Origin of the sequence: Helcobacillus massiliensis (assembly GCF_014191425.1) — a bacterium.
GTDB classification, from domain to species: domain Bacteria; phylum Actinomycetota; class Actinomycetes; order Actinomycetales; family Dermabacteraceae; genus Helcobacillus; species Helcobacillus massiliensis.
The window spans coordinates 11,450-27,328 of the sequence record NZ_JACHWP010000009.1 but is presented as its reverse complement, the minus strand read 5'-3'; the positions used below and the strand labels follow the sequence as shown (position 1 = coordinate 27,328).

General features: G+C 70.4%; 12 protein-coding genes. 7 read left to right on the top strand and 5 right to left on the bottom strand.

What is annotated here, in order from left to right; translation table 11 throughout:
* The first annotated feature begins 65 nt into the window (after positions 1–65).
* Entirely contained in the window at positions 66–1,154 is a 1,089-nt protein-coding gene (locus tag FHX50_RS09795) for a YkvI family membrane protein (RefSeq protein ID WP_246371006.1), read from the top strand.
* 196 nt (positions 1,155–1,350) lie between these two features.
* Here FHX50_RS09795 and FHX50_RS09790 read toward each other — a convergent pair whose 3' ends face one another.
* The 4 genes from FHX50_RS09790 to FHX50_RS09775 form a co-directional block, all read right to left on the bottom strand.
* On the bottom strand, positions 1,351–3,453 hold the full coding sequence (locus FHX50_RS09790; RefSeq protein ID WP_183377029.1) for a hypothetical protein: 2,103 nt from the start codon (positions 3,451–3,453) through the stop codon (positions 1,351–1,353).
* Positions 3,454–3,637: 184 nt separating this feature from the next.
* Positions 3,638–4,510 (bottom strand): MetQ/NlpA family ABC transporter substrate-binding protein, encoded by an 873-nt coding sequence (locus tag FHX50_RS09785; protein WP_183377028.1) that lies wholly within the window; start codon positions 4,508–4,510, stop codon positions 3,638–3,640.
* A gap of 178 nt (positions 4,511–4,688) precedes the next feature.
* The gene (locus tag FHX50_RS09780; RefSeq protein ID WP_183377027.1) at positions 4,689–5,390 is read right to left on the bottom strand and encodes a methionine ABC transporter permease; all 702 of its coding nucleotides are present in this window, start codon (positions 5,388–5,390) and stop codon (positions 4,689–4,691) included.
* Positions 5,387–6,406: a methionine ABC transporter ATP-binding protein gene (locus tag FHX50_RS09775; protein ID WP_183377026.1), complete on the bottom strand. Its 1,020-nt coding sequence runs from the start codon at positions 6,404–6,406 to the stop codon at positions 5,387–5,389. The genes FHX50_RS09780 and FHX50_RS09775 overlap by 4 nt, the downstream gene beginning before the upstream one ends.
* 137 nt (positions 6,407–6,543) lie before the next feature.
* Between FHX50_RS09775 and FHX50_RS09770 the strand changes: the two genes are divergently transcribed.
* Entirely contained in the window at positions 6,544–7,185 is a 642-nt protein-coding gene (locus tag FHX50_RS09770) for an SRPBCC domain-containing protein (RefSeq protein ID WP_183377025.1), read from the top strand.
* Here the strand turns inward: FHX50_RS09770 and tadA are convergent.
* A complete protein-coding gene (gene tadA / locus FHX50_RS09765) occupies positions 7,158–7,694 on the bottom strand; it encodes a tRNA adenosine(34) deaminase TadA (RefSeq protein WP_221187325.1) in 537 nt (178 codons plus the stop codon). The two genes, FHX50_RS09770 and tadA, sit on opposite strands and share 28 nt — an antisense overlap.
* A 94-nt stretch (positions 7,695–7,788) precedes the next feature.
* Here tadA and upp point away from each other — a divergent pair, with 94 nt between their 5' ends.
* The 5 genes from upp to FHX50_RS09740 all read left to right on the top strand — a co-directional run bounded on the left by upp (position 7,789) and on the right by FHX50_RS09740 (position 15,772).
* Entirely contained in the window at positions 7,789–8,427 is a 639-nt protein-coding gene (upp, locus tag FHX50_RS09760; RefSeq protein ID WP_183377024.1) for a uracil phosphoribosyltransferase, read from the top strand.
* A gap of 438 nt (positions 8,428–8,865) precedes the next feature.
* Positions 8,866–9,699, top strand: coding sequence for a winged helix-turn-helix domain-containing protein (locus tag FHX50_RS09755; RefSeq protein WP_183377023.1), 834 nt, complete (start codon positions 8,866–8,868; stop codon positions 9,697–9,699).
* A gap of 260 nt (positions 9,700–9,959) precedes the next feature.
* The gene (locus FHX50_RS09750) at positions 9,960–11,522 is read left to right on the top strand and encodes a MinD/ParA family ATP-binding protein (protein ID WP_183377022.1); all 1,563 of its coding nucleotides are present in this window, start codon (positions 9,960–9,962) and stop codon (positions 11,520–11,522) included.
* A gap of 79 nt (positions 11,523–11,601) precedes the next feature.
* On the top strand, positions 11,602–14,901 hold the full coding sequence (locus FHX50_RS09745) for a DEAD/DEAH box helicase (protein ID WP_183377021.1): 3,300 nt from the start codon (positions 11,602–11,604) through the stop codon (positions 14,899–14,901).
* Positions 14,891–15,772 (top strand): SWIM zinc finger family protein, encoded by an 882-nt coding sequence (locus FHX50_RS09740; protein WP_183377020.1) that lies wholly within the window; start codon positions 14,891–14,893, stop codon positions 15,770–15,772. Before FHX50_RS09745 ends, FHX50_RS09740 begins: the two co-directional genes overlap by 11 nt.
* Positions 15,773–15,879: the final 107 nt, after the last annotated feature.

Genomic DNA, 15,879 nt, shown 5'->3' with positions numbered 1-15,879 from the left:
CAGGGGTGGATCATCTTCTCAACGTCGGGTCGGGAGCCGGACGGGGCGGCGCGGGACAGACGGGGATGGCGCCATCGCGGGCTGAGGTTGCGACGTGGGTCACGACGGGCCAGGAGATCCTCCAGTACTTCGCCTCCTACGGCTACTGGGGGATCTTCGGCACCGCCCTGGTCACGCTCATCCTCATCAGCTACGTCTCGGTCGAGTTCCTGACGGTGGGCCGCGCCGAACAGTACGAGCGCCCCTCCAGCATCTTCCAGTACTACTGCGGCCGCATCCTCGGCACCGGCTTCGACTACTTCTCCACCCTGTTCGTGTTCCTCAGCTTCACCGTGATGGTGTCCGGCGCCGGCGCCGTCTTCAAGGAGCACTACGGCCTCTCTCCGTACATCGGCGGTGTGGCGCTTGCGATCGCCGTCGGCCTCAGCGTGTGGTTCGGTCTGAAGTCGTTGGTGGACGTCATCGGCAAGATCGGCCCGCTGATCGTCGTGGTCGCCATCGCCCTCGGCCTCGTGGGCGTGCTGCGGAACCCGTCGGGCCTGGCCGACGGGGTCGCCCTCCTGCCCACCCTCGAGGTCAAGCAGGCGTCCTCCAACTGGTTCATGTCGGCCCTGTCGTACGTGGGCTTCTGCATGCTGTGGCTCGCAGCGTTCCTGACGGCGCTGGGCAAGTCCACCCGGTCGCAGAAGGAAGGAGTCGCCGGCGGCATCCTCGGCGGCACCGCGTTCGCCATCGCCTGCTCCATCGTCGGCATGGGTCTGCTGGCGAACATCGCGCACGTGGGCACCTCGGAGATTCCGATGCTGACGCTCGCCTCCGACATCAGCCCGCTGCTGGCCTCCGGCATCTCCGTGATGGTGGTCGCCGGCATCTACACCACCGCAGTGCCGCTGCTGTGGACTGTTGCCTCGCGCTTCTTCGCCGACCGCACCCCGAACTTCAAGTACCTGACGGTGGGGCTGGCGGCACTCGGCACCGTGATCGGCCTGATCCTGCCGTTCAGCGACATGGTCAACCTGGTGTACGTGATCAACGGCTACGTGGGCGTGATCCTGCTGATCATGATGATCATCAGGACTGTTCGACGCGTCGCCAGCGGCGAGGGCCTGCTGCCACGCGGTCGCCGCACCGACGCGCCTGACTCCGCTCGCTGATCCGAGCGCGGGAGCACCCGCTGCTGAGGGGAGCGTCCGCTGCGGATCGGGACGCGGCGTCAATCACCGCGACACCCAGAATTCAGAAGAGAAAACCACCTCTGGAGCGTTCCAGAGGTGGTTTTCTCTTCCAGAGTTCAGCCCGCCAAGGCTGACCGGGGACAGCGGGCCAGTTCTGCTGACCGGGTCCAGCAGGTCAGTTCTGCTGGCCGTCCTGGGTGGGTCGCCACTGCTGCGGCTGCTCACCGGTGCTTCCCGGCGCCGGCGGTGCCGAATTCGGGTACCCCGGTGCCTGCGGCGCCGAATTCGGGTAGCCCGGCGCCGGCGGAGCGGAGTTCGGCTGACCGGGCTGGGCGGAGCCGTACTGCTGCTCACCGGTCTGGCCCGGTGCCTGCGGCGCAGACTGCGGGTAGGCGTTCTGGTCGAACGGCGCCTGCTGCGCGGACTGCTGCGGTGCATGCGGGGCACTCTGCTGCGGTGCATGTGGGGCACTCTGCTGCGGCGGGTACGGCGCGGACTGCTGAGGTGCGCTCTGCATCGGCTGGCCCGGGTGCACCGGCTGAGCAGGCTGACCGTTGCCGGCGGACTGCCCGGCACCACCTGCCGCCGCACCAGCACCGGCACCAGCAGCCGGCATACCGAGCTGCAGCGCGGCGAGCGGCTGGGAGTCGACCAGCGCATCCTCACGCGGAGCGTAGTGACTGCCGGACAGGCGGCTGCGGCGGATCCAGCTGGTCAGCGCCTCCGGAATGAACGGGGTGATGAACGGGCCGCCGAAGCGCGCCAGCAGCTCCACCACGAAGCCCCAGATGGCGAACAGGAACGGCGCCCACAGCGGGGCACCGAGGCTGCCGCCGAGCGAGCCGAATCCGCCGTCCAGCAGACTCGTCCCGCCGTTGAGGGTGGAGATCGCGGTCAGGGCGATGCCGGCGAGGAAGTACGCGGTGGGCAGCGCAAGCCACGACGTCACGATGGACAGCATGTTCCCCGGGACCACTCGGCGACCACGGGACCACAGCACCGCCATCGCCACCAGCAGCACAACATCCAGCAGGAGGACCAGGAGGATCACGTACCAGGGCGTGCTGAACAGGGTCAGCACGTCCGCCCCGGAGGCGCCGTAGCCCGAATAGGACACGGTGATGCCGGCGAGGGACGCGATCGCAACCCCGAGACCGCCGAAAGCGCCGCCGAGCAGGGGCAGGACGAACACCATGGAGAGCAGGTCGGTGAAGCCAACTCCCTGGAACAGTCCGTACAGGAAGAACCCGACGACCATGACCACGGCGAGGATCAGCGCGTGGACGAACGCCAGGCGGAAACCGGCGAACAGTTCACGCACAGCAGCCCACCAGCGGGGACGCTGCGCACCCGAGAACTGGCCCACTGCCAGCACCAGGGAGAACACGAACCAGAGGCCGAAGAAGCCGCCCGGGCCGGCCGCATCCAGGCGGGCGTCCGACTCGCGGATTGCGAAGATGAACGGCATCAGTGTGCCGATCACCGCGATGGGGAACCCGGCGATCAGCGAGGACACCGCGATGTGCAGCAGCGACGGCTCATGGCTGCGCTTCTGGATGAAGCGGCCGGCGAAGAAGCCGAACACGAGGATCGTGAGGAACACGAGGATCGGCACGAAGCGGATCGCAAAGACCTCCTCACCGTCGTGCACGAGGTTCAGCGCAGCGAAGCAGGCCATAGCGACGAAATGGAACGGCAGGCCGATGATGGCGCCCACGCCGTCGGCATCCATGCCGGTGATGCCTTCGCTGATGTCGGTGGTGCTCGAGGATCCGGACGCCCCGATCGCGCCGGCGATCACGAGCGAGACGAGGGTAATGATCGCGGCGACGAGACCGGCGCCGTAGGTGGCGAGCGCTGCGAGGATCGCCGGCAGCGGGTTGGAGATGCCGAAGCGCTCCATCTGACCGGACAGGTGCGCCTTCATCTGCTCCGCGGTCGGTTCGGAGTGCTGCTGGCCGTGGAACTGCTGACCGGCCTGCGGCTGGGCCTGCTGGCCCTGCGGTGCAAGCTGCTGGCCGCCCTGCATCGGCTGGCCCGGCTGCGCCTGCTGCTGGGCGGGCTGGCCGGGATGCGCCGGGTGCGGCGGCTGGGCCTGCGCGGCGTGGCCCTCCGGCGCTGGAGCGGCCGACGGGTGCTGGCCCTGCGGGGCCGGCGCGGCCGACGGGTACTGACCCCAGGACTGCTCGGGCGCGGACGGCTGGGACGGCGGCACGCCGTTGGCGGAACCGCCGGCGGCGTGCGAGCCGCCCTGCGGAGGCTGCGGCGGGTTGGACATGGTGGGGACTCTTCTCTGCTGAGGAATCGGGTCAGGAATCGGGGGAAGTGGGGCTCGCAGGCACCATCGATGGTGGTCACTGCACCCGTCGGCCAACCGGCGAATGCTCACATGGCCGAACCCGACCAGGATAGCCGAAAAGGGCAATCCGGGCCGGGTTCGGTGAGGAGGCGGTGGGCCGCTGTCAGAACGCGGGCAGAACGGAGCCGTCGGTGTAGGTCTCCTCGATGAACTTCTTCACCTCGGGCGAGTGCAGCAGCTTCTCCAGCTTCTTGATGTCCTCGTTGGAGTCGTCCTCGGTGCGCCACGCGAGGATGTTCGCGTTCGGGTTGTCCTTCGCCGGCTCCAGGAAGATCGAATCCTCCGAAGGGTTCAGCTTCGCCTCGATCGCGTAGTTGCCGTTGACCACGCCGGCGCCGAAGTCCTTCAGCGTGCGGGCGATCATCGCCGCCTCCAGCTCCGTGAACTTCAGCTTCTTCGAGTTCTCCTCGACGTCCTCAGCGGTCGCGGAGTTCGGCGCCAGGCCGCTCTTCAGCTTGATCAGGCCGGCGGACTCCAGCAGCGACAGTGCGCGGCCGCGGTTCGTCGGATCGTTCGGGATGGCGATCTCGGAGCCTTCGGGGATGTCGTCGGTGGACTTCGCCTTCTCCGAGTACAGGCCCAGCGGTTCCACGTGCACCGGCTTTCCGGCGGTGAACTTGTAGCTGTTCGCCTTCACCTCGGTGTCGAAGTACGGGATCGACATGTAGAAGTTCGCGTCCAGATCCTTCGAGGCGAGGTCCTTGTTGGGGAGGATGTAGTCGGTGTACTCCCGGACCTCGACCGTCAGGCTCTCCTTCTCCGCGAGGTTGTCGCGCACGAACTCGAGGATCTTCGCGTGCGGAACGGGGCTGGCGCCGACCACGACCGTGCCCTTCTCGCCCGCCTTCGTGTCCACGCCCGCGCCGCAGGCGGCGAGGACGCCGAGCCCGGCCACGGAAGCACCGGCGGCGAACAGGGAGCGGCGCGACAGCGCGGCACCGGTGAGGGCACGCGCGCGTGCAGTGGAATCAGACATAGGGTCTCCTTACGAGGGGGTGGTGGTGATCAGCATGCGCGGGCGGCCTGCTGAGGAACGAAATGTATGAACGGACATGACGGGGCGCGCGGGCACCCGTGGGGCGGCTGCGCCGAAGGCAGGCCGACGGACGCGGGCGAGAAGCCCGGTGCGGGGCCTCGGCGGCTCCCGTCGGCCCTCAGGACCGGGCGCGGTGGTCCACCCTGCGGGCCAGCCAGTCGCCGATGACCTGCACGAGGATCACGATCACCACGAGCACCACGACGGTGGCGACCATGACGAGCGAGTTGTAGTTCTGGTAGCCGCGGCGGAACGCGAGGTCGCCGAGGCCGCCGGCGCCGACGGTGCCCGCCATCGCCGTGTACCCGATGACCGCGATCGTTGTCGTGGTGATCGCCGCGATCAGGCCCGGCATCGCCTCGGCGATCAGCACCTGCCGGATGATCTGCATGCGGCTCGCGCCCATCATCGCGACCGCCTCGATCTTGCCGGCGGGCAGGTCGCGCAGCGCCGCCTCCACCAGCCGGGCCAGGAACGGCACGGACGCGATCGTCAGGGACACGATGGCGGCGTCGGGCCCCGTTGCGCGGCCCATGATCGCCGAGGTGAGCGGGATCAGCGCGATGATGAGGATGACGAACGGGAACGAGCGCAGCACGTTCACGATGAACCCGACGACCGCGTTGAGGCGGCGCGCCAGCGCTGAGCGGGAGCGGCGCGTCTCGAACAGGAGCACGCCCAGCGGCACGCCGATGAGGACGGTGAGGATCATCGTCCACAGTGTCATGTAGATGGTCAGCCACGTATTGATCCACAGCGACGAGTTGACGGTGGTCGAGGTGAACACCGGGTCGGAGAACCATTCGGAGAGCTTGTTCATCGCGCATCCACCTCCTCGGCAAGGACGTCTTCGGCTTCGCAGGCGGCGATGAACCCGGCGAGCCCCTCATCGGACACGGGCCGGCCCGAGGAGTTGCGCAGAGCCAGCTGGATCCGGCCCACCTGCACCCCGCTGATCGTCTCGATGGTGCCGGCCACGAGGCTCGCCTCGGCGCCGTGCGTGTTCGCGAACGCGATCAGGTCCTCCGTGGTGCGCAGCGACGTCGAGTCGCCGTAGTCGAGGTTGACCACGCGGGCGTTCAGCCCCGTCGGCGCCGGAGGCAGCGGGATCAGCTCCTGCGCGAGACGGCCCGACGGATCGGACGCCACCTCCAGCAGCGACCCCGTCTGCACCAGCTGGCCGTGCTCCAGCAGCGACACGTGGTCGCAGATCTCTCGCACAACCGCCATCTCGTGGGTGATGAAGATGACCGTGATGCCGAAGCGGTCCCGCAGGGAGCGGATCAGGTCGAGGATCTGGCGGGTGGTGCCGGGGTCGAGCGCGCTCGTCGGCTCATCGCACAGCAGCACCTCGGGGTTGACGGCGAGACCACGAGCGATGCCGACGCGCTGGATCTGGCCGCCGGACAGCTGCGCGGGGTAGTTGTCCTCGCGGCCCTCCAGCCCCACCAGCTTCACCAGTTCGGCCACACGCCGTTTGATCTCCGCTTTCGGGGTGCCGGCGATCTGCAGGGGGTGGGCGATGTTCTGCGCCGCGGTGCGGGAGTCCAGCAGGTTCGCGTGCTGGAACACCATGCCGATCTTGCGGCGGGCGGCGCGCAGCTGCTTGCCCTCCAGCCCGGACACAGCGGTGCCGCCGATGGTGACGGAGCCGCTGGTGGGCTTCTCCAGACCCGTCAGGCAGCGGATCAGGGTGGACTTGCCGGCACCGGAGCGGCCCACGATGCCGTGGATCTCGCCGGGCTCGATGTGCAGGGAGATGTCGTCGAGGGCGACGACATCCGCTCCACCACCGGGGCCCGGGAAGACCTTGGTCAGATTCTCAAGAGTGATCACGTGCCAATTAAAGACACGAAGGGGTCACGTCAGGAGAGTGTCCGTTCACAGACTGAAACACTCCCCGCCTGCGACGTGCGCCGTCCCACACTGCGGCTGTGACCCAGCGCTCCTGCACGGTCCGTACGCTGGGGGGCATGTCGATCAACGCAGCAGTCGAACTGTCCAACGCCCACCGAGCGGTCCTCGCCGCCGGACCGGTCTCCACCGTCACCGTGTCCCGCACCGTCGAAGCCGGCATCGAAGCGGTCTGGCAGGCCCTCACCGACCCCGATCAGCTCCCCGGCTGGTTCGGTCCCGCCGAGGGCGATCTGCGCGAAGGCGGCGACTACACGCTGCCCACCAACGGCGCCTCTGGCACCATCACCCGCTGCGAGCGTCCCACGAACTTCGCCCTCACCTGGGAGTCGATGGGGCAGTCCACCACGTTCACCGCCTCGCTCGCGGAGCACCCGGCGGGAGGAACACAGGTCACCCTGACGCACGTGGTTCCCGGCGGGGAGCACTGGGACCGGTTCGGTCCGGGCGCCGTCGGCGTGGCGTGGGAGGGCGCGCTGCTGGCGCTCGCCCGGTTCCTCGCGGGAGACCCGTCGGCCGCCCCGGAGGAGATGGCGCACCTGCACGAGGACGAGCAGGGACGCGCCTACATCGAGGGCGCCGCGCGGGCCTGGGGGCAGGCGCACGCCGCTGGCGGCGGGGACCCCGAGGCGGCGGCGCAGGCGGCGGAGCGCACCGCGGCTTTCTACACCGGTCAGGCGGCCCCGGAGGACGAGGCCTGATCCGCGGGCCCGTCGGTCGCCTCCCGCGCGGCGCGCCGGCGGGCCGCCCGCTCCTTGCGCAGTGAGCGGAAGAAGTCCTTCAGCATTGCCCCGCACTCCTCGGCCCGCACGCCGCAGGTGAGCTCCACCCGGTGGTTGAGGCGCGGTTCCCGCACGAGGTCGAACAGGGATCCGGCGGCGCCGGCCTTCGGATCCATCGCACCCACCACAACACGCCGCACCCGGGAGAGGACGATCGCGCCCGCGCACATCGTGCACGGCTCGAGCGTGATGGCGAGAGTGCAGCCATCGAGGTTCCAGCGGCCCGTGACGCGCGCCGCCTCGCGCAGGGCGAGGACTTCGGCGTGCGCGGTGGGGTCCTGGTCGGCCTCTCGGCGGTTGCCGGCGGCTGCGAGGAGCGTGCCGTCCGGCGCGTAGACGGCGGCGCCGATGGGGACGTCGTGCCGCGGGGGCGCGCAGGCGGCGCGGGCCTCCCTCAGGGCGGGCTCCATCAGGTCGTGGTCGCTCATGCGTGCCTCCCCTGCCGGCCGACGGATGCTCCAGGGAAGTGTACCGAGCGGTGAAGGACACCGGAGTCCCGGCCCCGTTCGGTAGGATCCTGGCATGCGCGTTCTTGAGATCGACCACCCTCTGGTGGCCCACAAGCTGACCGTTCTCCGCGACAAGAAGACGCCGAGCTCTGTGTTCCGCCAGCTCGCCGATGAGCTCGTCACCCTCCTGGCCTACGAAGCGACCCGCAGCGTTGCTGTGGCGCCGTCCGGCATCAACACCCCGGTCGCGCCCACCACCGGCATGAAGATCACCGATCCGCAGCCGATGATCGTGCCGATCCTGCGTGCCGGCCTCGGCATGCTCGACGGCCTCACCCGCCTCATCCCCACCGGCGAGGTCGGGTTCCTCGGCATGGTGCGCAACGACGAGACCCTCGAGGTCACCACCTACGCGAACCGACTGCCGGAGGACCTGACGGGCCGTCAGTGCTTCGTGCTGGATCCGATGCTCGCCACCGGCCACACCCTCATCGCCGCGGTGGAGTACCTGCTGGAGCGCGGCGCGAAGGACGTCACCTGCGTGACCCTCGTGTGCGCACCGGAGGGTCTGAAGACCCTGGAGGAGTCCATCGCGGAGGACGTCAACCTCACCGTGGTCACCGCGGCGGTCGATGATCATCTCAACGAGCGCGGCTACATCGTGCCCGGCCTGGGCGATGCCGGCGACCGCCTCTTCGGCGTGGTCGACTGAGCCTCCCCTGCTGACCGTCCCGGAGGGGCCGACGGCGTCAGCGAACCACAGCGCGGGCCGGGTTCTTCCCGGTCCGCGTTTCATTATGTGAACGGCTGTTTGCCAGATGCGCGGCTCTGGTCGATAGTTGAGGCCATGACCCATCACGTGCATCCCGCAGCGACACCGGCCACCGGTGCCGCCATGATGCGCGCGATGATGATGCAGATGATGCAGAGTCAGCCGCGCTTCTGAGCGCACCCTCGCGAAGGAACCGGCTGACAGGAGCCGGTCAAGCAGACGCGGGCTCCAGGTGCCCAGCCGGGAGCACACCCCACCAGGCCGAGCAGGCAGGCGACATCGCCGCCCAGGCCGACCGCTGAGGAACGGATCGCGCAGACGCGACCACCAGCAGGGATCCCGGCGAAGAACCGCCCCTTCGCATCATCGGAGACTCCTGTGACCATCACGCTCGACCGCCCCGCCGCCATCCGCACCGTCCCCACCGCCGCCACCACTGCGCGCACCGGGACCAGCACCTCCCGCGGCTCCACCACTCGCACCTCGTCGGCCGGAGCCCGCGCCCTCGCTCCGCGCCGCACCGCCGCGCAGCCCGCCCCGTCGGCCCCCTCCGACACCGTTCAGATCACCCTGACGGTGGAGCTGCCCACCGGAGTGGACGTCGCCGACACCGCCGCTATCGCCGATGCGCTGCGCGCCCAGGCCCAGCGCCTCACCACCGGTCGCGGCGGCCGCGCCAGCCTCAGCATCGACTCGCCGCGGCCCTCGGCCCGCCCGCGCACGTTCACCACCACACCCGGGCAGGACAGCGCCGCACCCCTGCGCCCCCGCCGCACCGGCGTGGTCTCCGCGAACGCTCCGGCCCGTCGCGATGCCGAAGCGGCCCGCCTGCGCCTGCTGCGCGCCGCCGCCGTCTCCCCGTCCTCCCCCGCCAGCCCGTCCGCGGCCCCGCAGCTGCGCGCCGACGGCCTCGTCATCGACCTCTACGGCCGACGCGTCCGCATCGACGGTGAGGACGTCGACTTCTCCTACAAGGAGTTCGAGCTGCTCGCCTTCCTCACCCGGTCGGCGCGCACCGTCGTGTCCCGCGACGCCCTCATGGAGAACGTGTGGGCCGATGCCGCCGCCGACACCGGTGAGCGCACCGTCGATGTGCACATCCGCCGTGTCCGCAACAAGCTCGGCCGCTACCGCCGCCTCATCTCCACCGTCCGCGGCGCCGGCTACCGCCTCGACCCGGGCAGCGACGTCACGGTGCTGCAGCACCACTGATCCGCGCCCCGCTAGAGCCCCCGGCCCCGTCTGTGCGCCGTACGAGCACTGTCCCGCCGGCCCCGCGCGGGGACCGAGCAGGGCTGCCGGGCCGGCGCAGTCCGGGCGCCGGGGCAGGGCGGCGAATGAGAAACATGATGACCGCCCCGCTGGCCTGACCAGGTCACGGGGCGGTCGCATAGAGTGGGACCGTCCGTTTCGACAACCCGCCCACCGACATGGGGCACGCGGCCTGCCGCCGTGCCCACAGGGAGCTGTGAATGATCGCCCACGCACGCATCACCTCGCCGACCACCGCCGAGATCCGCTTCGAGGACCGCACCGAGCAGATCCACGGCCGCACCCGCCACGAAGTCCGCGAGGCGGTCAAAGCGGCGTTCATCGAGGAAGCGCGCGAGGAGAACCGCGACATCGACGTCCTCATCGAGGACTCCGGCACCCAGCACACCCTGCGCGTGGAGCCCACCGGACGCATCGCCCCGCGCGACGCCGACGACCGTCCCCTGTTCTCCGGTGAAGCACCGGAGGGCCGGCGCCCGCGGGCCCGCCGCCGCGCCCGCCACGCCGCCGACTCCCCCATCGCCCCGCACACCGGGGAGCACGCCGTGCAGGTGAACCGTGAGGGCCGCGGATCGGCCGCGTCGGCGCAGTCCGCCCGCTCCGCCGCATCTGCCCACTCGGCGGCTTCGGCGCACTCGGCGGCGACGGCCCCGTCGGCCCGCTCCGCGCAGTCCGCCCCGTCCGCGACGTCGGCGGCCTCCGCGAGCACCGCCCCGTCGGCTCCCCGCACCCCCGGTGAGCAGAACGCCGCCCAGCAGCCGACGGATCCCGCACAGCCAGCCGAAGGAGGCGCCCGCACCGGCGCCGCCCCGGCTGACTCCGCCCGCGACCTGCCGACCCTGCAGGACCTGCGCGCCGGATCCGACGCCACCCGAAAGGTCCACGCCCAGACCGGGTGGCGCCGCGGCCTGCGCAAGGCCACATTCGGCGCCATCGCCCTCGGCCCCGGCCGCGCCGAACGCGAAGAGCGCGACGAGATCGCCATGATCCGCAAGCAGCTGAGCGGCCCGAAGAACATCGTCGTGGTCAACCTCAAGGGCGGCGCCCACAAGACCACCAGCGTCCTCATGATCGCCGCCACCCTCGGCATGTACCGCGGCGGCAGCGTTCTGGCCTGGGACAACAACGAGACCCGCGGCACCCTCGGCTGGCGCGGCATCCCCTCGGACCACACCCTGACCGCCCTGGACCTGCTGCAGAACCTTCCCCGGTTCCGCCGCCCGGACGCCCGCCTCGCCGACCTCGACCAGTTCGTGCGCCGCCAGGGCGACATGAACTTCGACATCCTCGCCTCCGATGAGGACGCGGGCTCGTCCTCCTCCATCAACGGCCGCGCCTTCAACGAGCTCGACGCCGCACTGTCCCGCTTCTACCGCATCAAGGTCATCGACACCGGCAACAACGTCCGCGCCTCCAACTGGCTGGCCGCCGTCGAATCCGCCGACCAGCTCGTCATCGTCTCCACCGTCCGCGAGGACACGTTCAACGCCGCCGCGTGGATGATCGACGAACTGCGCGCCACCGGCCACGGCGACCAGGTGGACAACGCCGTCACGATCCTGTCGCAGTCCTCGCGGCAGAAGATCGACCACGTGCTGCACAAGCGCCTCGTGCACCACTTCGGTGCGCACACCCGCGCCGTCATGGAGGTGCCGTTCGAGCAGCACTTCGTGGACGGCACCAACCTCGACTGGGCGCGCCTGGCCCCCGCCACCCGGGAGGCATGGCGCCGCGCCACCGCCGAGATCGCCCGCGGACTCTGACACGCCCAGTCATCCACAGGCCCCGGTGGGCCGACGGGTTCCGGAATGCGCCGACGCCGCAGAGCGTTAGCCTCATGCCATGACCCAGCACGTCCTGCACCTCGTCCTCGACCCGGTCGCGGGGGCGTCCCTGTGGGCGCACGTGCGCGGGGACGACGGTCGCGCCCGCCTCACCGATGACCTCGGGCCGCTGGTGGAGCGGCACCCGTCGGCCTTCAGGCCCCTGCTGCCGTGGGTGCTGCGGCCGATGCGGCAGCGCAGCCGCGCCGACGGTCGCGCGAAGGGCGCCCCGCTGATGCTGCTGACCGGGGTGCGGCTCGCCCGCGCCACCGATGCTATGCGCAGCCTCATCGAGGTGAGCGCGCGCGCTTCTGGCCGCCTTCCCAGCGACTCCACTGCCGCTGTGGCATCCGCGCTCGACGACCTGATCGTGGAGCTCGCCGACACCGGCGCCGCCATCGCTGTCGCCGATGACCTCGCGCTCGCCGCCGACGCCCTCAGCGTCCTCGCGCTCGACGTCCATGCCCGCCGCCTCGTCACCGCCCGCCAGGTGGTGCCGCAGATCGAGGTGCAGGCCGACGCCACCATCGCCGCCTGGGACACCGCCCCCGGCGTCACACCCCACCCATGGCTCAGCGCCCTCGCCGACGCCCACGCCCGCGACGCCTTCGCCGCGCTCCTGCGGGACACCGACCTCCCGGACGGCGACCAGCTGGAGGGGGTGGATCCCGTCGGCGCGCAGCTGATCGCCGCCCTCGGCCCCGACGCCGCCGCACTGCGGGTGGATGTGCCGGGGCGGCGCCGCCTCACCCGCCTGCTCGGGCAGTTCGCGGACACGGGGGCCGACGGGGTCCTCCTGCACGATGTCGCCCCCGACCTCGTGGTCCGCGTCCACGAACCCGACGGCACCGCCGACGACGGCGCCATCGATCAGTCCGCGTGGCGGATCGAAGCGTGCCTGAGGGAGAGCGGCGGCACCGTCCACCCCCTCGGAGCCCTCGTCAGCGTGGGCGACCTGTCGATGGTGGCAGCGCTGGAGCACACCGCCGCCATCCGCTCCCACTCCCCGATCCTGCGCGGCGCGAAGACGAGCCGCAGCGGCATGGAGTGGACCGTCAACACGCATGAACTGTCCCGCTTCATCTCCGCCGACGCCGCCGACCTCGCCGAGCACTCCATCGTGGTGATGCTGCCGCGCACCTGGACGAAGCAGGCCGTGACGGTCCGCGCCACCGTGCAGGATCCGGAGGAGAAGAAGCGGGAGGGCGCCGATGCGAACGCGGAGAAGTCCCAGAAGGGCCAGTCGATGACCGGCGCGATCGGTTCCTTCAGCTTCACCACCGCCATCGGCGACACCGACCTCACCGACGAGGAGATGCAGGACATCCTCACCGCGCAGGCCGACATCGTGCAGCTGCGCGGTGAATGGATCCGCCTGGACCGCTCCACCCTCGCCGCCGCCGAACGCTTCCTCGACGCCTTCTCGAAGACCGCGTACCTGCAGAGCGCCGAGCAGCGCCGCTTCGCGCAGATCTCCGTGTTGCGCGGCGGGACGAAGCGCGCCCCGCAGCCGCCGGGAGACGGCGACGCTGCCGCGGCACTGGGCGCTGCCGCGTCAGCACCCGGCACCGCGACCGGGGCCGACGGGGACCAGCGCAGCCTGGTGGTGCCGCCGCGCGGCGACATGTCGGTCCGGCAGTGGGTGCACCTGCTGACCGAGCACAACCCCGAGGACCTCCGCCTCACCATCGGCGGGAAGGACCGCGGTGCCGCCGCCTTCTTCACCACCCGCGCCGCGCCCCCGACCGTCCCGGCGCCCACCACACTGAAGGCGACTCTGCGGCCCTACCAGCAGCGCGGCCTCGAATGGATGGCGATGCTCGATGGCGCCGGGCTCGGCGGCATCCTCGCCGACGACATGGGCCTCGGCAAGACCATGCAGGTCCTCGCCCTCCTCTGCTGGGAGCGCGAGAACGCCGACGCCGCGTTCGCCGCCGCTGACGCCGACGGCACCTGGGGGCAGCGGGTCCCCGTCGGCCCCACCCTGCTGGTGTGTCCCATGAGCGTCATCGGGTCCTGGCAGCGCGAAGCCGCGACGTTCGCGCCCCACCTGCGGGTCCACGTCCACCACGGGCCGCAGCGCCTCACCGGTGACGACTTCGCGACCGAAGCGATGCAGGCCGACCTCATCCTCACCACCTACGCCCTGATGGCGCGCGACCTGCCGGACCTGCAGCGCCTCGGTCTGCACCGCGTCATCCTCGACGAAGCGCAGCACATCAAGAACGCCGACACCCAGGTGTCCCGCGCCTCCCGGCAACTGCCCGAGGGGCGCCGCCTCGCCCTCACCGGCACCCCCGTGGAGAACGACCTGACGGACCTGCACTCCATCATGGAGTTCGCCAACCCCGGCCTCCTCGGCAGTGAGGACCGGTTCAAGGAGACCTACGCTCGCCCCATCCAGGACGACCACGATGAGGACGCCCTCGAACAGCTCAACCGCGTCACCGGCGCGTTCATCCTCCGCCGCCTGAAGACCGACCGCTCCATCATCCGCGACCTGCCGGACAAGATCGAGATGGACGAGCGGATCACCCTCACCCCCGAACAGGCCGGGCTCATCTCCGCGATCGGTGAGGAGATGACGAAGGAGCTCGCGCAGGTGGACCGGACGCAGCGCAAAGCGCTGATCTCCTCCACCGTCATGCGGATCAAACAGGTCTGCAACCATCCCGCCCATTACCTCGGCGACGGCTCCCCCATGCTGGAGGACGGCCAGCACCGCTCCGGGAAGATGGACCGCATCGACGACCTGCTGGAGTCGATCATCAGCGTGGGCGAGAAGGCGCTGATCTTCACCCAGTTCACGCAGTACGCGCCGCAGATGATCGAGTACTGGCAGGACAGGTTCGGCATCGAGGTGCCGTTCCTGCACGGCGGTCTGCCGAAGGCGGAGCGGGACCACATGGTCGCCGAGTTCCAGAAGGACACGGGGCAGGCGGGCGTCATGCTGCTGTCCCTGCGGGCCGGCGGCACCGGCATCACCCTCACCGCCGCGAACCATGTCATCCACCTGGACCGCTGGTGGAACCCCGCCGTGGAGAACCAGGCCACGGACCGGGCGTTCCGCATCGGGCAGAAGAGGAACGTGACGGTGCGCCGCATGGTCGCCATCGGCACCATTGAGGAGGCGATCGCGGAGCGCCTCGCCATGAAGTCCGCCCTGGCCGACGCCACGGTCGCCGCGGGTGAGCGCTGGCTGCAGGACCTCGACGATGACCGGCTCGCCGACCTCTTCACGGTGACGCGGGACGCGGAGGGCAACGCCGTCTCCTGGTCCGATGAGTCGCGGAAGGGGGCGCTCAGCGATGGCGATTGAGATGCGGTCCCAGCGCGGGCAGATCGGGCGCAGCTGGATGGCCCGCGAGTTCGGCCGACGGATGGAGATGCTGCTCGGTTCGCGCGGCAAGGCGATCGGCAAGCGCCTCGCCCGCGCCGGCACCGTGCAGTGGGTGGATGTGCGGCCCGGTTCGGTGACGGCGTCCATGGACGACCCGCAGTTCGGGATCGTGGAGCCCCGCCTGGACCTGCACGTGTTCACCGGTGGGGATCGCGACCTGGTGGAGCGGATGATCGCGCAGGATCCGTCGTTCGTGCTGACGCTGCTGGACGGGACGTACGGGGCGGACCGGGAGAGCGAACTGCTCCGCCACAACCTGGGGCTGCTGCCCTCCTCCCACACGGACATCACGTGGGACTGCGCCTGCCCCGCGGGGATGTCCGTGTGCCCGCACGTGTATGCGCTGGTATACGTGCTGATGGAGCACCTGGACGATGCGCCCGGAGACATGCTGCTGATGCGCGGCATCGACCTGGAGGACCTGCGCGGCCCCGGAGGCGATGGCGACGCGGTTCCCGGCGACAGCGGCGGGGCGGAACCTGCGCCCTCCTCCGGCTCCGATTCCGCGGCCGGCGCCGAGGATGGGGCCGAGCGAGCGACCGAAGCCGCCAGCATCGATCCCCAGGCCGATGAGGAGCCCGCCGGCCAGGCTCAGGCTCAGGCTCAGGACCAGGACCAGGACCAGCGGAAACGCTTCAATCCGGCGCTGGTGGACGCGTCGGTGCTGTCCGAGATGGTCGGCGACCAGGTGCAGGGCGTGTTCGCCCGCTTCTACGCCACCGGGACAACCGGCGCGGAGGGCGCACCCGTCGGGCACAGAAAAAGCCGGCCCGGCAGTCGAGGGGGATGACGGCCGGACCAGCGCACCCCACGCTACCAGCGCAGACGCCCCGCTCGACCGGGGATTAGGACTCTTTGACCATTGTCTGCCTGGGGTTTTGCCCACACCGTGACCAA

What these genes read in the sequence shown, in the direction of transcription:
- FHX50_RS09795 (WP_246371006.1), top strand. Translation starts at nt 66, where the DNA reads ATGGCGCCATCGCGGGCTGAGGTTGCGACGTGGGTCACGACGGGCCAG.
- FHX50_RS09790 (WP_183377029.1), bottom strand. Translation starts at nt 3,453, where the DNA reads ATGTCCAACCCGCCGCAGCCTCCGCAGGGCGGCTCGCACGCCGCCGGC.
- FHX50_RS09785 (WP_183377028.1), bottom strand. Translation starts at nt 4,510, where the DNA reads ATGTCTGATTCCACTGCACGCGCGCGTGCCCTCACCGGTGCCGCGCTG.
- FHX50_RS09780 (WP_183377027.1), bottom strand. Translation starts at nt 5,390, where the DNA reads ATGAACAAGCTCTCCGAATGGTTCTCCGACCCGGTGTTCACCTCGACC.
- FHX50_RS09770 (WP_183377025.1), top strand. Translation starts at nt 6,544, where the DNA reads ATGTCGATCAACGCAGCAGTCGAACTGTCCAACGCCCACCGAGCGGTC.
- tadA (WP_221187325.1), bottom strand. Translation starts at nt 7,694, where the DNA reads ATGAGCGACCACGACCTGATGGAGCCCGCCCTGAGGGAGGCCCGCGCC.
- upp (WP_183377024.1), top strand. Translation starts at nt 7,789, where the DNA reads ATGCGCGTTCTTGAGATCGACCACCCTCTGGTGGCCCACAAGCTGACC.
- FHX50_RS09750 (WP_183377022.1), top strand. Translation starts at nt 9,960, where the DNA reads ATGATCGCCCACGCACGCATCACCTCGCCGACCACCGCCGAGATCCGC.
- FHX50_RS09745 (WP_183377021.1), top strand. Translation starts at nt 11,602, where the DNA reads ATGACCCAGCACGTCCTGCACCTCGTCCTCGACCCGGTCGCGGGGGCG.
- FHX50_RS09740 (WP_183377020.1), top strand. Translation starts at nt 14,891, where the DNA reads ATGGCGATTGAGATGCGGTCCCAGCGCGGGCAGATCGGGCGCAGCTGG.